At 70.0% G+C, this 16,499-nt stretch carries 14 protein-coding genes and 1 pseudogene; 7 read left to right on the top strand and 8 right to left on the bottom strand.

Annotated elements, in window-relative coordinates; all coding sequences use genetic code 11:
• From WBA97_RS07000 to WBA97_RS06975, 6 genes are all read right to left on the bottom strand, one after another.
• Window positions 1-1,071, bottom strand: a 1,071-nt coding sequence (locus tag WBA97_RS07000) for a beta-propeller fold lactonase family protein (RefSeq protein WP_424229879.1), incomplete at its 3' end; no start/stop codon positions are given.
• 223 nt (window positions 1,072-1,294) lie between these two features.
• Window positions 1,295-1,507, bottom strand: a complete 213-nt coding sequence (locus WBA97_RS06995) for a hypothetical protein (RefSeq protein WP_424229878.1) — start codon at window positions 1,505-1,507, stop codon at window positions 1,295-1,297.
• A gap of 35 nt (window positions 1,508-1,542) precedes the next feature.
• On the bottom strand, window positions 1,543-2,742 hold the full coding sequence (locus WBA97_RS06990) for an NAD(P)/FAD-dependent oxidoreductase (RefSeq protein WP_424229877.1): 1,200 nt from the start codon (window positions 2,740-2,742) through the stop codon (window positions 1,543-1,545).
• On the bottom strand, window positions 2,742-3,776 hold the full coding sequence (locus WBA97_RS06985; RefSeq protein WP_424229876.1) for an NAD(P)/FAD-dependent oxidoreductase: 1,035 nt from the start codon (window positions 3,774-3,776) through the stop codon (window positions 2,742-2,744). Before WBA97_RS06985 ends, WBA97_RS06990 begins: the two co-directional genes overlap by 1 nt.
• On the bottom strand, window positions 3,769-4,290 hold the full coding sequence (locus WBA97_RS06980) for an isoprenylcysteine carboxyl methyltransferase family protein (protein WP_424229875.1): 522 nt from the start codon (window positions 4,288-4,290) through the stop codon (window positions 3,769-3,771). Before WBA97_RS06980 ends, WBA97_RS06985 begins: the two co-directional genes overlap by 8 nt.
• Window positions 4,284-5,342 carry a type III polyketide synthase gene (locus tag WBA97_RS06975; protein ID WP_424229874.1) on the bottom strand — a complete coding sequence of 353 codons (1,059 nt, stop codon included), beginning with the start codon at window positions 5,340-5,342 and terminating at the stop codon, window positions 4,284-4,286. Before WBA97_RS06975 ends, WBA97_RS06980 begins: the two co-directional genes overlap by 7 nt.
• A gap of 36 nt (window positions 5,343-5,378) precedes the next feature.
• Here WBA97_RS06975 and WBA97_RS06970 point away from each other — a divergent pair, with 36 nt between their 5' ends.
• Both WBA97_RS06970 and leuS read left to right on the top strand, forming a co-directional pair.
• The gene (locus WBA97_RS06970; protein WP_424229873.1) at window positions 5,379-6,230 is read left to right on the top strand and encodes a UbiA family prenyltransferase; all 852 of its coding nucleotides are present in this window, start codon (window positions 5,379-5,381) and stop codon (window positions 6,228-6,230) included.
• Between the two features lie 236 nt (window positions 6,231-6,466).
• On the top strand, window positions 6,467-8,983 hold the full coding sequence (leuS, locus tag WBA97_RS06965; protein ID WP_424229872.1) for a leucine--tRNA ligase: 2,517 nt from the start codon (window positions 6,467-6,469) through the stop codon (window positions 8,981-8,983).
• A gap of 147 nt (window positions 8,984-9,130) precedes the next feature.
• Here leuS and WBA97_RS06960 read toward each other — a convergent pair whose 3' ends face one another.
• Both WBA97_RS06960 and WBA97_RS06955 read right to left on the bottom strand, forming a co-directional pair.
• A complete protein-coding gene (locus WBA97_RS06960) occupies window positions 9,131-9,733 on the bottom strand; it encodes a response regulator (RefSeq protein ID WP_424229871.1) in 603 nt (200 codons plus the stop codon).
• Complete coding sequence (locus WBA97_RS06955; protein WP_424229870.1) at window positions 9,730-10,881, bottom strand: sensor histidine kinase; 1,152 nt, start codon at window positions 10,879-10,881, stop codon at window positions 9,730-9,732. Before WBA97_RS06955 ends, WBA97_RS06960 begins: the two co-directional genes overlap by 4 nt.
• A gap of 171 nt (window positions 10,882-11,052) precedes the next feature.
• Here WBA97_RS06955 and WBA97_RS06950 point away from each other — a divergent pair.
• The 5 genes and pseudogenes from WBA97_RS06950 to efeB all read left to right on the top strand — a co-directional run.
• A pseudogene (locus WBA97_RS06950) lies at window positions 11,053-11,207 on the top strand (ABC transporter ATP-binding protein); the annotation flags it as partial.
• A 65-nt stretch (window positions 11,208-11,272) separates the two neighbouring features.
• Window positions 11,273-12,964: a CocE/NonD family hydrolase gene (locus tag WBA97_RS06945; protein ID WP_424229869.1), complete on the top strand. Its 1,692-nt coding sequence runs from the start codon at window positions 11,273-11,275 to the stop codon at window positions 12,962-12,964.
• A 262-nt stretch (window positions 12,965-13,226) separates the two neighbouring features.
• The gene (efeU, locus tag WBA97_RS06940; RefSeq protein WP_424229881.1) at window positions 13,227-14,087 is read left to right on the top strand and encodes an iron uptake transporter permease EfeU; all 861 of its coding nucleotides are present in this window, start codon (window positions 13,227-13,229) and stop codon (window positions 14,085-14,087) included.
• A complete protein-coding gene (gene efeO / locus WBA97_RS06935; protein WP_424229880.1) occupies window positions 14,087-15,211 on the top strand; it encodes an iron uptake system protein EfeO in 1,125 nt (374 codons plus the stop codon). Before efeU ends, efeO begins: the two co-directional genes overlap by 1 nt.
• Window positions 15,208-16,476: an iron uptake transporter deferrochelatase/peroxidase subunit gene (gene efeB / locus WBA97_RS06930; protein ID WP_424229868.1), complete on the top strand. Its 1,269-nt coding sequence runs from the start codon at window positions 15,208-15,210 to the stop codon at window positions 16,474-16,476. The genes efeO and efeB overlap by 4 nt, the downstream gene beginning before the upstream one ends.
• Window positions 16,477-16,499: the final 23 nt, after the last annotated feature.

The raw sequence follows: 16,499 nt of genomic DNA, 5'->3' as shown, positions 1-16,499 counted from the left end.
TGCGTCGGGTCCGTCGTTGGTGGCGGTGACGGTGTAGTCGATTCGGCTGGGCTGTAGGAAGACCGTGGCGGCGGTGAGGTTGATGTCGAGGTCGGCTTCGGGCTCGGCCGGTCCGAACGCGACATCGCGGGGGCCGATGCCGACACCGATGGTGTCGATGACCGTGTCGGTCGCCGGATCGATGACCGAGACGTCGGCGCTGTTGATGTTGGCCACGTAGACGGCCACGTTGTCCGGGCTGACCGCCACGCGGGCGGGGGTGGTACCGACTCCGACAGTGTCGGCGATGGAGTTGTCCGTGGTGTCGATCACCGACACGGTGTCGTCGAAGGCGTTGGTGACGTAGGCGCGGGTGCCGGCCGGGTTGACCGCCACACCAATCGGGCCGACTCCGACGCCGATGGTGTCGATGACGGTGTTGCCGGAGGTCTCGATCACCGACACGGAGGAACTGCCACCATTGGTGGTGTACACGCGGGTGCCCGCGGGGTTGACGGCCACCCCGCTCGGGAATACGCCGACCGCGACCGTGGTGAGGACCGTGTTGTTGGCGGTGTTGATGACCGCGACGTTGTCGTCCAGGCCGTTGGCGACGTACACGCGGGTGCCGGCCGGGTTGATGGCGATGTCGAGCGGGTTGTTGCCGCTGTTGATCGTGTCGAGGATGCTGTTGTCGGAGGTGTCGATCACCGTCACGGTGTCGTCGAAGATGTTCGTGACATAGACCCGGGTCCCGGCCGGGTTGACCACCACCCCGTTCGGCTCGTCGCCGACACCGATGGTGTCGGCGATGGAGTTGTCCGAGGCGTCGATGACCGACACGGTGTTGTCTCCCGTGTTCGTGACATAGACCAGCGTGCCGGCCGCGTTGACCGCCACCGCGCTCGCCCCGCTGCCGACACCGACGGTATCCGTGACGGTGCCGGTAGCGACGTCGATCACTGAGACCGTGTCGTCAGAACCGTTGACCACGTAGGCGAACCCGTCGGCGCCTGCCGCGTACGCGTTGGCCGGTAACAGGAATACGGCGACCGCTACGGCCGCCAGTAGAGTGAAAAGGGTCCGAAACATCCGATCCTCCAAACAATAGGGAGATCCGGACCCGAGTCTTCGGTGAAGTCCGTTCGAGACGCAAGCAATCGTCCCGCGTGCCGGAACGCTTTCTTTGCCGCCAAGGGCGGTCACGATGGTGGCTGAGGTGAGTGCACCGGTCTACCGCACGCGTGGCGGCTGGGTGATGTCGACCGTCAGGTCCCCCGGAATGTGGTGCTGTGTCGTCGTGGCGCTGATCTGGTCAGAAGCCGGGGAACACCCGGCGCAGGTCGTCGAGCGTGACGCTGCCCTCGACGGTGACGCCGTTGACGTACGGTGCCTTGAGACGGCCGCTGACCAGCCGGACGAACGCCTCCTGCGGTCCGTTGAGCGTCGCGGACGGTGACTCGAGGTGGTCCACCACGGTGACCGCGTCGTCGATCACCAGGCCTGCGCCGGGGATCGCGACGGACACTGGTGCCGCGAGCTCGGCCGGCTTCGCGAGGAAGTTCAGGTGTTCCGCGTGCTCGTTCCGGGACGCGGACGCGCGGTCGATGAGGCCGAGGTCTCCCGGCGTTTGGGCGGGCGTGCGAGCGTGGTGAGCATCGCCGCGGCGAGTGCCGGGCGGACGGTGCCCGCGCCAAGGCCGATCTCGACGAGGTCGGCGAATGCGCGGTGATGGTCGCGGGCGGCCGTGGTGGCGAGGTCGACCAGCCACGGCGTGCGCGTGAGCCGGGCGAGCGCGTCGGTGTGCCGGAGATGCCTGCCGAGCCGGTGGCGCAGCGCTCGCCGGTACCGGTCGGCGGGTTCCGCTGTCATCGCGGCGGCGCCGGCGAGTGCACCGGACAGGACCGCGTAGTAGATGCCCTCGCCGGTGAGCGGGTTGATCAGCGACGCCGCGTCACCCGCCAGCAGCACCCGGCCGTGACCGACGTCGGGCCTGCCGGGTGACAGCGGCAGCCGGTGCCCGCGCAGCGTCACCGGCGGGCAGTCCGGCAGCAGCTCGTGCAGGCGTTCGGTCAGCTGTGCCCGGCGCGGGGGATCGGCGCGGATGAGCTCGCCGTAGCCGACGTTCGCGGTGCCGTCGCCGACGGGGAAGACCCAGGCGTACGCGGGCCAGTGCGCGGCGGTCATGACGAGTCGTTGTTCCCCGGCGGGCCACGGGTCCGCGCCGGTGTACCCGCGCAGCGCGATGGCGGTCGTGCCCGCCGGGGCGCTCCCGGCGCCGCACTGCCGTCGCACGACCGACTCCGCGCCGTCCGCGCCGATGACCGTCCGTGCGTGGACGGTGCCGTCGATGACGACCCCGCCGCCGACCGGGGTGAGCGTGCGGACCCGGTGCCGTCGCAGCTCCGCGCCCGCGTTCCTGGCGGCGTCCACGAGCCGCGCGTCCAGCAGCGCGCGGGGCACGACCGAGGCAGGCCGCGCGAACCGCCGGGCGGCCGTCACACCGCGCGGCGAGGTCAGCCGCAGATCGTGGACCGGGGCGGTACCGGCCGTCAGGGCCGCGACGTCCACGCCGAGGCCGGCGAGGACGTCCATGGCGTGCGGTGCGACGCCGTCACCGCAGACCTTGTCGCGCGGGAAGGCCGCGGCGTCCAGCATCAGCACCCTGGCCGCCGGGTTCGCGCGCAACGCCGCGATCGCGGCCGTGGCACCGGCTGGCCCGGCCCCGACGACGACCAGGTCCCACTCCGTGCTCGCCGCCATCAGCGTGCGAGCTGGTCGACGGCGGCGGCGAACAGCCACGGCGCGTGGGCGGCGGCAGGCACGATCCGCCGCCCGAGCACGGGCCGGGTTCTGGCCCACAGCAAGGACTCGGTCAACCAGCGGGACCGTCGCGACGTGCGGATCCAGGCACGTTCGTAGTCGGCTGGCCGCCCGGCGCGCAGGCACCGGACGAGGTCGGCCGCGGTGGTCAGCGACAGCGCGAGCCCTTCGCCGGTGAGCGCGTCGACGTAGCCAGCCGCGTCCCCGGCGAGCAGTACCCGGCCCGCCACCCGGCCCGTGGTCCGCTGCCGCAGCGGCCCGGCGCCGAGGACCCGGGAGACCGGTCGAGCGCCGGCCAGCCGTGCCGCCAGCTCGGGGAAGGCGGCGAGCTGCTCGGTGAAACCGCCCCGCACCGACGACAGGATCGCGACGCCGATCGTGTCCGGCGCCACGGGTGTCACGTACGCCTCGGACCGCCGCGCCCATGTCACTTCCACCGAGGCGCAGGCCGGGGCGAGTGCGTAGTGGCGGCGCAGGCCCCACCGCGGCGTCGGCGTCGTGCGCCGGGCGGTGAGACCGACGAGGTCGCGGATCGCGGAGTGCAGCCCGTCGGCGGCGACGAGGTAGCGCGCCCGCAGGGCGCCCGCCCGCACGTGGTCGTCGTACTGCGTGATGTCGGTGACCGCGGCGGCGAGCACCGGCACCCCGGCGCGGCCGATCGCCGCGCACAGCGTGTCGTGTAGCTGGGTGCGGCGGACCCCGCGTCCGGTGCCGTTGCGGAACGGCGCGTGCGCGACCGTGTCACCCTGCCGGTAGGTGATGCCGTCGATCGGATGTCCCGGCGGGTCCACGCCGAGCGCGGCGAGTGCGGCCACGGCGCCGGGCATCAGCCCTTCCCCGCAGGCCTTGTCGAGCACGCCGGACCGCCTCTCGCAGACCACCACGTCCATGCCCGCTCGTGCGCAGCCCAGCGCGACCGCGAGGCCGGCGGGTCCGCCACCGGCCACGACGACGTCGTGCATCCGGTCAGGCATGCACGGACCGCAGTGCGTCGTCCTCCGCGCGGATCCGCACCGTCAGCAGGCCCGCGTTCAGCACGGTGAACACGATGGCGGTCACCCACGCGTCGTGCACCAGCGGCAGGGCGAACCCCTCCACCACGACCGCGACGTAGTTCGGGTGCTGGAACAGGCGGTAGGGGCCGCCGGTCACGCGGGGCAGCCCGGGAACGACGACGATGCGGGTGTTCCACTGGTGCCCGAGCGTCCGGATGCACCACCACCGCAGCGCCTGCGACGCGACGACCAGCACGAGCATCGGCCAGCCGAGCGCGGACGTGAAATCCCGGTCCGCCAGCCACACCTCGAGCAGGCACCCGGCCAGCAGCCCGGTGTGCAGCACGACCATGAACGGGTAGTGCCCGAAGCCGGTCTCGCGCCCGCCACGGGCGAGGCTCCACGCCATGTTGCGCTTGGCGACGACCAGTTCGGCCAGCCGCTCCACCGCGACCAGCCCCACCAGCACCGAGTACCACGCCTGGCTCACCATCGCAGCAACACCAGCTCGGCGCAGAAACCCGGGCCCATCGCCATCACCACGCCCCAGTCGCCGGGGGAGGCGGGTCTGCTCGCGAGCGTGTCGGCGAAGACGTGCAACACGGACGCGGAGGACAGGTTGCCGATCTCGTGCAGGGAACGCCACGTGATCGCGAGGTCGTCCTCGTCGAGGCCGAGTACCGACTGGATGGCCTCGATGACCTTCGGGCCACCGGGGTGGCAGATCCAGCGTGCGATGTCGCCGATCTCCAGACCGTGCGGGGCCAGCAGGCGTTTCACGTCGTCGGCGAGGTGGGTGCGTACCAGGTCGGGCACTTCCGCCCCCAGCACGACTTTCAGGCCACTGCTGCCGACGTCCCAGCCCATGGCGCGCTCGGAGTTCGCGTACAGGTGGCTCAGCGAGTCCACCACCTGTGGCCCCGATGCCGCGGCCGGGTGGTCCGTGCCGACGGCGACGACCGCGGCCGCGCCGTCGCCGAACAGGCCGGCGGCGATCATGTTGGCCGCGCTGGGATCCTGCCGCTGCACGGTGAGCGAGCAGAGCTCGACCGACACCAGCATCGCCACCGAGGTCGGCCAGCCGCGCAGGAAGTCGTGCAACCGCGCGACACCCGCCGCGCCCGCGAGACAGCCGAGGCCGATGATCGGGATCCGCTTCACGTCCGGCCGCATGCCGATGCGTGCCGCGATCCGCGCGTCGAGGGAGGGGACCACGATGCCGGTGACCGTAGTGGACACCACAAGATCCACATCGGACGGTCGCAGGCCGGCGGCGGCGAGCGCGGCCAGCGCGGCATCGCAGCCGAGATCCACCGCGACGGAAAGGAAAGCGTCGTTCGCCGCGGTGAACCCGTCGAGCTCGTCGTATCGTTCGATGGGCAGCGCCAGGTGTCGCGTGCCGACGCGGGCGCTGCGGTGGAACCGATCGGCCACCGCACGCGCGGTGGAGTCGGGAAGGCACAGCCGTGCGAACAGGTCCGTGAGCCGTGCCTGTGAATAGCGATGCGGCGGAAGCACCCCGCGTACCGCCGAAATTGTCGTCACCACGTCCACGGTACGGCTTCCGCTTACACTCGGCAGATGATCGGCGCGGCGGTCAAGAAGGCGACGTGGCCGGGGCTGCTGCGTGGTCTCGCGGGTGCGTGCCATCCCTTGCCCAGCATGGCGGTGACGGTGGTGGCCGTGCTCCTGGGGGTGGGCGCCGGGCTCGACGGACCGGGCCTGGTCCTGCTCGGCGCGGCGGTGCTCACCGGCCAGTTGTCGATCGGCTGGTCCAACGACTGGGTGGACGCGGCACGGGACCGTGCCACCGGCCGTGTGGACAAGCCCGCGGCCGCCGGGCGCGTCCCGGTGCGTGCCGTCGCGGTGGCGGCGGTCGCCGCCTCGGTGGCCACGGTGGTGTTGTCGCTCCTACTCGGATGGCTCGCAGGCGTCGCGCTGCTGCTCGGCGTCGCGGCGGGCTGGGCGTACAACCTCGGTCTCAAGGCCACGATCTGGTCCGGTGCCACCTATCTGTTCGCCTTCGCCGCGCTGCCGGTCGGCGTGTACGCGGCGGCGCCGGGGGAGCCGTGGCCACCGTGGTGGGTGCCGGTCGTCAGCGCGCTGCTCGGGTTCGGGGCGCACTTCGCCAATGTCCTCCCGGATCTGCGTGCGGACGCCGAGACGGGCGTGCGCGGGCTCCCGCACCGTCTCGGCCCGCGCAACGGTGTGCTCGTCATGGCCGCCGCACTGGCCACCGCGTCAGTCACGCTCGGCCTCGCACCCGATGGAGCCTCGGTCCGCTACACGGTGACGGTCGTGACGGCCGGGATCGTGTTGGTCGCGGCCACCGCCGTGGCCGCGGTCCTGGCCCCGAGGAGCCCGCTCGCGTTCCGGCTCACCGTCGCGCTCGCGGTCCTGGACGTGGTGCTGCTGATCGCCGTCACCATCTGAGCGGCGCAACCGACACTGAATCTCTGTCGCCAGTACGTGCACGCTACGATGCGTGCGTGACGACCATGAATGGCCTGCGCCTTATCAGGCCGCGCTGACCTGGGCGTAAGCCGGCACAGTCAGCGTGGCGGAGGCCCGTTGTGCCGGTGACCTGTCAGACAGGTGGACAGCGTGCTCGCTGCGGGCGCCCCACCTGGTGGACATCACATTCCCGCGTTCCGCGATGAGGTTGAGAGATGCACGTGCAGGAGAACACCGCTCCCGACGGCCGTACCGAGCCCGAGGGGTACGACCCGCATTCGATCGTCGAGAAGTGGCTGCGGGTGTGGCGCGAGCGGCACGTGTTCGAGGCGCGCGGCCTCACGAAGGACGATGGTGACGACCGGCCGCGCTCGTACGTGGTCAGCATGTACCCGTACCCGTCGGGCGACCTGCACATGGGGCACGGCGAGGTGTACTCGATCAGCGACGCCATCGCGCGGTTCGACCGGCTGCGCGGGAACAACGTGCTGACCCCGATCGGGTGGGACTCGTTCGGGCTGCCCGCGGAGAACGCGGCGTTCAAGCGGAACCTGGACCCGCGCGACTGGACCTACGCCAACATCGACGTGCAGGCCGAGTCGTTCGAGCGGCTGGGGGTCTCGTTCGACTGGCGGACCCGGTTGCACACCTCCGACCCCGAGTACTACCGGTGGAACCAGTGGCTGTTCCTGCGCATGTTCGAGAAGGGCCTGGCGACCCGCAGGGCCTCGCCGGTCAACTGGTGCCCCAACGACAACACGGTGCTGGCCAACGAGCAGGTCATCCAGGGCAAGTGCGAGCGCTGCGGCGCCGAGGTCGTGCAGCGTGAGCTGACCCAGTGGTTCTTCCGCACCACGGCCTACGCACAGCGGCTGCTGGACGACATGGCGCAGCTCGAGGGCCGCTGGCCCGACGACGTGCTGACCATGCAGCGCAACTGGATCGGCCGCTCCGAGGGCGCCCACATCGACTTCCGTATCGAGGGCCGGGACGAGCCGGTGCGGGTGTTCAGCACCCGGCCGGACACCCTGTACGGCGCGACGTTCTTCGTGGTGGCCGCGGACGCGAAGCTGGCGGACGAACTGTGCGCACCGGAGCAGCGGGAGGCGTTCGAGGCCTACCGCAGGCAGGTGGGTACCCAGACCGACATCGAGCGGCTGGCCGCCGACCGGCCCAAGACGGGCGTACCGCTTGGCCGGTACGCGATCAACCCGCTCAACGGCGAGCGGATGCCGATCTACGCCGCGGACTACGTGCTGTCCGGGTACGGCACCGGCGCGATCATGGCGGTGCCCGCGCACGACCAGCGCGACCTGGACTTCGCGAAGGCCATGGGCCTGCCGGTGCGGGTCGTCGTGGACACCGGCGAGGCGGACCCGGCGGAGACCGGGGTCGCCACGTCGGGCGACGGTGTGCTGGTCAACTCCGGTGAGTTCGACGGCCTGCGCAAGGACGCGGCGATCGCGGCCACCGCCGAGAAGCTGACCCGGGACGGCGTCGGCGAGACCACCGTGGTCTACCGCCTGCGTGACTGGCTGCTGTCCCGGCAGCGGTACTGGGGCACGCCGATCCCGATCGTGCACTGCCCCGCGTGCGGCGAGGTCGCGGTGCCCGACGACGAGCTGCCCGTGAAGCTGCCCGAGTCCGGCTACGAGCTGCGCCCCTCGGGTGGCATCTCGCCGCTGGCCAGCGCGACCGAGTGGGTCAACGTGGCGTGCCCGTCCTGCGGCGGCGCCGCCAAGCGGGACACCGACACGATGGACACCTTCGTCGACTCGTCCTGGTACTACCTGCGCTACCCGAACCCGGACTACACCGACGGCCCGTTCGACCCGGAGGGCGTCCGCCGCTGGCTGCCGGTGGACCACTACGTCGGCGGCAAGGAACACGCCACCGGCCACCTCATGTACGCGCGGTTCATCACCAAGGTCTTCCACGACCTTGGCATGGTCCCGTTCGTCGAGCCGTTCACGCGGCTGACGAACCAGGGCCAGGTCATCATGAACGGCAAGGCCATGAGCAAGACCCTGGGCAACCTGGTCAACCTGCAGGAGCAGCTGGGCGAGTTCGGCCCGGACGCGGTGCGCCTGACCATGCTGTTCGCCGGCCCGCCAGAGGAGGACATCGACTGGGCGGACGTCTCGCCGACCGGGTCGGTGAAGTGGCTGGCGCGTGTGTGGCGGCTGGCGGGCGACCTCGACCCGGCGAGCAAGGACGTCGACCTGGCCACCGGTGACCTGGCCACCCGCCAGGGCGTTCACCGCCTGGTCGACGAGACCACCCGGCTGATGGAGGGCACCCGCCTCAACGTGGCCGTGGCCCGCCTGATGGAGCTGACCTCCCTGCTGCGCAAGGCCGTGGACAGCGGCCCCGGCGCGGCCGACCCGGCGGTCCGCGAAGGCACAGAAGCGCTGGCCCGCATGCTGTCCTGCTTCGCGCCGTTCACCGCGGAGGAGGCATGGGCACGCCTTGGCCGCGACGCGTCCGTCATCGAGTACGGCTGGCCGATGGCCGACCCCGCGCTCGTCGCCCAGGAGACGGTCACCTGCGTCGTGCAGGTCGCGGGCAAGGTTCGCGACCGCCTGGAGGTGGCCCCGGACATCTCCGAGGACGAGCTGCGCGCACTGGCGCTGGCGTCGGAGAAGGTGACCACCGCCCTGCGCGGCGCGGACATCCAGACCGTCATCGTGCGGGCACCGCGCCTGGTCAACATCGTCCCGCGAAAGCAGTAACCGCCAGGCATGGATCCACACTGTCCGGCGCGCGAAAGTCGTCGATGGTCCGTCCACCTGGCCGGTTGGGCACACGCCTGTCCGGTCCAACGGCGCTGCCCGGTTCGTCGCATATCGCTTTGGGCCGGGATGTGGTACTGACCGGCCCTACAGCCAGTCGTGTTCACGGGCGTAGCGGGCGGCTTCGTGGCGGGTCTTCGTCTGCGTCTTCTGCATCGCGTTCGAGAGGTAGTTGCGCACGGTGCCTTGGGCAAGGTGGAGCTGCGCGGCGATGTCGGCGACCGAGTAGCCCTCCCTGGTCGCGCGCAGGACGTCGATCTCGCGGTCGGTGAGTGGGCAGTCGTCGACGACCGCCAGCGCCGACACGTCCGGGTCGATCCACCGCTTGCCCCGGTGGAGGGTGGCGATGACCGTCGTGATGTGCGCAGGCTCGGCGGACTTGCTGACGAAGCCCTGTACGCCGAGCCTGAGTGCCTTGCGGAGCACACCGGGTCGCGCGTGGCGGGTCAGCATGAGGATCACCTGGTCCGGCCGGGCACGGCGAATCTCCGCGACCGCGGCCAGACCGTCCACATTGGGCATCTCCAGGTCGATGACGAGCACGTCCGGCCGGTGCTGGAGTGTGGCCCGCACGGCTTCCTCGCCGTCCTCTGCCTCGGCCAGTACGGCGATGTCGCCCTCCAGCGGGAGCAACGCGGCAAGTGCCTTGCGCAGCAGGACTTCGTCGTCGGCGAGCACCACGGTGGTCATCGAGACCCCCGAGCTTCCTCGGTGCGCAGGTGCGGGAACGTCGCCGCGGTCTGAAACTGGCCGTCCTCTTGTGACACCATGAGTTCGCCTCCGTCGCTCGCCACCCGGTCCCGGAGAGTGGAGAGTCCGCTCAGCTCCGGCAGCGGCTCGCGCCGCGCGCCGTCGTTGACGATGACTATGCCCGCCCCCGACAGTGTGATCCGCACCTGCCCGGCCTGCGCGTGCCGCAGGATGTTGGTCGTCGTCTCGCGGAGGACCTGGCCGAGGAGCTCGCTCGCGCGGGCGTCGACCTCGGCCTCGCGGACGACGCGGACCCGGATTCCCGCGGCCTCGAAGAGGTTCTTCGCGTTCTCGAGCTCCGCGGACAGGTTGAGCCGCCGCTGCGCGTATGCGAGTTCCCTGGTCTGCTTGATGGTGTCGCCGACGAGTGCACGGATCTCCCGCAGCTCCTCCTCCGCGCGGTCCGCGTCCGTGCGCACCAGCTTCTCGGCGAGCGCGGTCTTCAGCTTCACCACGTGGAGTGTGTGGCCCTGGATGTCGTGCAGCTCGCTGGCGAACCGGATACGTTCCCTGGCAACGGCCAGCTCCGCCTCGCGTTCCCGCGCCTCCTCCACCTCCGCCATGAGGTTGTAGAACGCCTGGTTGGCGAACATGAAGGCAATCGACACCACGGCGACACCCGCGGGGACGAAGACGTAGTCGAGCAGAACGCCGCGAATGTCCTCTTGCGACACCAGCAACCTCGTCGCGCCCACCCCGGCGACGAAGGCGACCAGCCCGAGGGCCGCCACGATCCGGTGGTGCGGCAGCTGCGGCACGATCATGGGACCCACGACAGTGAGGCCATAGAACGCCGTCGTGCTGTCGGCCACCAGTACGCCGAACACCCACACCGCCGCGGTGACGGCAAGGCAGGGGAGCGCCACGCCGGAGAGGGTCTTCTCCTTCCACCGCACGATAGCCACCGCGGCCGCCGCCACGCCCGTGACAAGGACGGCGGCGTCCCACCAGGTTGTGGCGTCGCCCATCATCAGCAGCGCCCCGACCGGAACGAGGACAGCCAGCTGCGTGCCGACGTTCAGCCTGCGCAGCCGTCCCCGTGTCGCCTCGGCGCGCGCGGCCAGCGTGCGCGGTGAGCCGGTGTCCAATGCGGTTCTCCATGGTCGACATGGTCGATCAGCGGATTCCTGACCAGTATCGTTCGGAACCCGTGGTGGTACCAGTGACGCCACGTCATGTCTTCGTCGAGGAGACGTCATCGCGAAGTGGTGACGTGGTCGCACTGCCGGACCGGCGCCGTTGCGACTGGAATCAGTGCCATGACCTCCACGCCAGTCATCGAAGTCGAACGGTTGAACCTCACCTACGGCGACTTCCACGCCGTCCGGGATCTGTCCTTCCAGGTTCGTCGCGGAGAGCTCTACGCGTTGCTCGCACGAACGGGGCGGGGAAGACCTCGACCCTGAGCTGGGTCGTCGTCGCCATCGCGCTCGCGTCCCGGCCGTTCCGCTGGGAACCACCAACACTCTGGAGTGACTCATGCGCAACCTTCGTACGGCCTGCGTGCTCGCCGCCGCCATCGCGCTGACCGGCGCGCTGGCCGGCCCGGCGGCCGCGGCGGCACCACCCGCCACCGGCAGCGACCCGATCACGCACGAGCAGAACGACCGGGTCCCGGAGGGTGGGGCCTGGACGCAGCACTACTTCCCGTCCTCGGACGGTTCCGGCGCCGAACTGCACGCCGATGTCCTGCTGCCAGAGGACCTGCCCGACGGCGAGAAGGTGCCGGTCATCCTGTCGGTCGGCCCGTACTTCTCGCATGCGGGAGACCTGGCGCCCAAGGACTGGACGCACACCGGGCCCTCCGACCGCTTCGACGAGTTCATCGAGGGCACCGACCTCTTCGCCCGCGGCTACGCCTTCGTCCGGGTCGACCTGCGCGGCTTCGGCGGCTCCACCGGTTGTCTCGACTTCGTCGGCGACGGCGAGCAGGCCGACGTCAAGGCGGCGATCGACTGGGCCGCGAGCCAGCCGTGGTCGACCGGCGCCGTGGGCATGTACGGCAAGTCCTACGACGCCATCACCGGTCTGGTCGGCAACAACCTGAACCAGGACGCGCTCAAGGCCGTCGTCGCGCAGGAACCCATCTGGGACCCGTACCGGGACATCCGCTCGAACGGTGTGCCCCGCACGACCATCGTCGGCATCTCGACCTTCTACAACGGGCTCGTCATGATGCCCCAGTTGCCGGACGACGACGCCCGTTACCTGGCCAACTCCAGGTACGAGGAGACCCATCTGGAATGCCTCGCGGACAACATCGCCGGGTACCAGACCGCCGATCAGGAGTCGGAGTACTGGCAGACCCGTGACCTCGCGAAGCGGGCCGAGGGCACCGACACGCCGCTGTTGTTCACCCAGGGCTTCCTCGAGTGGAACACCGAGCCCGAGGGAATGCAGGAGTACCTCGACAACCACGAGGGTCCCGAGCGCGGGTGGCTTGGTCCGTGGGATCACGTGCGCGGTGACGACGTCCTCGCGGACGGGCGGCTCGCCATGGGCCGCACGGGTTGGTACGAGGAGACAATGTCCTTCTACGACCAGTACCTCAAGGGCATCGAGCCGTCGGTCGAGTACCCGGCCTACGCCATCCAGGACAGCACCGGCACCTGGCGCGCCCAGGACACGTGGCCGGTCGTGGAGCGATCCGCCGCGCTGCGGCTCGATGGTGGGTCCTATGTGGACCACGGAGGAGAGGCCGAGAGCAGGGCGAGCTTCTTCCAGAGGTCCGAGCCGCTGAAGAAGGCCACGCGGATCACCGGCACGCCGAAGCTCTCCGTGAACGCCAAGGGAAACGGCAACGTCATGGTGAAGCTGTACGACGTCGCCCCGGACGGCAAGGCCGTCATGTTCGACGAGCAGGTCTCGGTACTCAGCTCGGGCAGGACGGCCTTCGACCTCAGGTCGGCCGACTGGACCCTGGCGGCGGGGCATGTCCTGGCCGTCGAGATCGGCACCATCCAGGCCGGCCCGCACAGCGACTGGATCGACACGCCCTCCCGCGAGACGATCAAGGTCAGGGACGCGCGGCTCGACCTGGCTCTGGACGACCCGGCCGATGACACCGCGACCGAAGGCGCCAGGGCGCCGTACCTGGACGACTACCTCGGCCTGTACGGGGTGGAACTGCCCGCCGGTCCGGCCACGTTCACGGTGCCGGCCGTTCGCTGACCCGGTACCCGCCCGGCCCCACCGCTCCCAACGGAACGGTGGGGCCGGGCGGCGACGTGCTGGTGGCGGGTCCGGGAGCCACCCAGGCATATATGGGATTAATGGTACAAAATGGGCGAGTAAATCCCGCTTTACCTTTTTGTCGTGCTGTCGCAGTGTGGAGCTAAACCGCAGGTCAGCCGGTGTATCGGGGGTCACTGTCGACAGGTAAGGTCAGGCTCAGTTAACTTCTGCGTGGTTGGAGAAGTTTCTGGAGGTCGTCATGTTGTTCAGCGCGTTGCTCATCGGGCTGCGTGAAGGGCTCGAGGCCGCGCTGGTGGTCAGCATCCTCATCGCGTTCCTGGTGAAGTCGGAGCAGCGGTCGTCGCTGAAGTGGGTGTGGGGCGGGGTGGCGGCGGCGCTGTTGATCTGTGTGGCGATCGGCACCTTCGTCGCGTACACGATCGGTGAGCTGCGGTTCGAGCAGCAGGAGATCGTCGGTGGGTCGCTGTCGATCGTGGCGGTCGGGTTCGTCACCTGGATGATCTTCTGGATGCGGGCGACGGCCCGCACGCTCGCGAAGGAGCTGCGCGGGAAGCTGTCCGACGCGCTCGCGGTCGGGCCGGTGGCGGTCGCGGTGATGGCGCTGCTCGCGGTCGGTCGCGAGGGCCTGGAGACGATGGCGTTCTTCTACGCGAACGTGCGCACGGCCGAGCGTGGCACGCACCAGCCGTTGATCGGGTTCATCGTCGGCATCCTCATCGCGGTCGTCCTCGGCTGGCTCATCTACCGCGGTGCGATCACGTTCAACCTCGGCAAGTTCTTCAACTACACCGGTGTGCTGCTGGTGTTCGTCGCGGCGGGCATCCTCGCCTACGGCCTGCACGACCTGCAGGAAGCGCGTGTGCTGCCGGGCCTGAACACGCTCGCGTTCGACTTGTCCGGCCCGCTGCCGGAGGACTCCTGGTACGGCGCCCTGCTGAAGGGCCTGTTCAACTACTCCGCCCAGACCACGGTCCTGCAGGCCGTCGTGTGGGTTCTCTACGTGGCGGTCGTGCTGACCGTCTTCCTGTGGCCGCGCAAGGAACAACCGGCGCCGGTCTCTTCCGTCCCATCCGCAGTCCCCGTCAAGGAGAACTCGTGATTTCGACCCGTACGGCGGTCGTCGTAACCCTCGCGGCCGTCGTGTTGACCGGTTGTGGCACCGCGACACCGTCCGAGAAGTCCGGTGGCGCCATCGCCGTGTCCGCCAGTGACGACAAGTGCGAGGTGGCTCGCGGCACCGCCGACGCGGGCACGATCACCTTCGAGGTGACCAACAAGGGCAGCCGTGTCACCGAGTTCTACCTGTACGCCGAGGGCGACCGGATCATGGGCGAGGTCGAGAACGTCACGCCCGGCCTGACCCGGCGGCTGATCATCGAGGTCACCGACTCCGGCAAGTACGAGACGGCGTGCAAGCCGGGCATGCAGGGCAAGGGCATCCGCGACGCGTTCACCGTGACCGGCGACGCGAAGAAGTCCACCGACGAGAATGAGCAGCTCGCCGAGGCAACGAAGAGCTACCAGCGCTACGTGAACTCGCAGGCCGGTGCGCTGGTGGACAAGACGAAGGAGTTCACGACCGCCGTCAAGGACGGCGACGTCGACAAGGCCAAGGCGCTGTTCCCGGTGTCGCGCATCTACTGGGAGCGCATCGAGCCGGTGGCGGAGAGCTTCGGTGACCTCGACCCCAAGGTCGACGGCCGCGAGGACGCGCTCGACCCCGGCATGGCATTCACCGGCTACCACCGCCTCGAGAAGGACCTGTGGACCACGGGCCTGCAGCCCGACTCGAACGCGATCGCCGACCAGCTGCAGTCCGACATCGAGGACCTCGCGGCGCGGGCCAAGACGGTGGAGCTGACGCCACTGCAGCTGGCCAACGGCGCGAAGGAACTGCTGGACGAGGTCGCGACGGGCAAGATCACCGGCGAGGAGGACCGCTACTCCCACACCGACCTGTGGGACTTCCGGTCCAACGTGGACGGTTCCCAGGCGGCGATCGCGGCACTGCGCCCGGTGATCGAGGACCGCGACCCGAAGCTCCTGACCACACTGGACGAGCGGTTCGCGGCGGTCGACGCCGTGCTGGAGAAGCACCGCGCCGGCGACGGTTTCAAGCTGTACACGGAGCTGACACCGGCCGACATCAAGGAGATGTCGGAGGCCGTCGACGCACTTGGTGAGCCGATCAGCCAGGTGGCCGAGGTGGTGGCGGGCCAGTGACCGAGCCGGGGAAACTGTCGAGGCGCAGGCTCCTCGGTGTGGTCGGCGCCGGCGCGGCGGTGGCCGGTGCCGGCGCCGCCGCGGGTGCGCTGACGGCTCAGGCCCTGTCGGGTGACCCGGTGACCACGACGTCGGGGGCGGCCGATGCGGTCCCGTTCCACGGCCGCCACCAGGCCGGGATCATCACCCCGGCCCAGGACCGCATGCACTTCGTGGCACTGGACGTGCGGACCGACGATCGCGCCGAACTGGTGGAACTGCTCAAGGACTGGACCAGAGCCGCCGAACGCATGACCCGGGGGCTCGAAGCCAAGCCGGACGGGGCGGTGGGCGGTCTCCCGGAGGCGGCGCCGGCGGACACGGGCGAGGCGCTGGACCTCCCGGCATCGGCCCTGACACTGACGATCGGCTTCGGCGCGTCCCTCTTCGACAACCGCTTCGGGCTGGCTGATCAGCTACCGCCCGCGCTGGCCCCGCTCCCGGCCTTCCCGCTGGACGACCTCGATCCGGCGCGGTCCGACGGCGACATCTGCCTGCAGGCCTGCGCGAACGACCCCCAGGTGGCGGTGCACGCGATCCGCAACCTGGTCCGGCTCGGCTTCGGCAAGGTGGCGGTCCGCTGGTCCCAGCTGGGTTTCGGGCGCACGTCGTCCACGTCGAAGACCCAGGCCACCCCGAGAAACCTGTTCGGCTTCAAGGACGGCACGAGAAACCTGAAGGCCGAGGAACCGGACGCCCTGGCCGAACACGTCTGGGTGGGGAAGGCCGACGGCCCGGACTGGCTGGTGGACGGTACCTACCTGGTCGCGAGACGCATCCGCATGCACATCGAGATCTGGGACCGCACCCCGCTCGCGGAACAGGAACTGATCGTCGGCCGCACGAAGGGCGTGGGTGCCCCGCTCGGCCAGGTGGCGGAGTTCGACGAACCGGACCTGCACGTACGCGGCGAAGGCGGCATCCCCGTGATCGCGGAGGACGCCCACATCCGCCTGGCGTCGGCGGAGCAGCTCAAGGGGGTCCGGATCCTCCGCCGAGGCTACAACTTCACCGACGGCACCGACGGTCTCGGACACCTCGACGCGGGGCTGTTCTTCGTGTGCTTCAACAAGGACTCCCCCACCCAGTTCGTCCCGATGCAGAAGGCACTGTCCTCGAAGGACTCCATGATGGAATACCTGGAGCACACCGGCTCAGGCCTTTTCGCGGTGCCACCCGGCGTGTCGGAGAACGGTCATTGGGGCGAAACCCTGTTCCACTCTTAGACAATCGCGGTCGATCTGCCGCA

It is taken from the genome of Actinophytocola sp. (assembly GCF_049647105.1).
Taxonomy (GTDB): Bacteria; Actinomycetota; Actinomycetes; order Mycobacteriales; family Pseudonocardiaceae; genus Actinophytocola.
Note: the sequence above shows the minus strand (reverse complement) of the source record. Positions and strands in the feature narration are given on the sequence as shown.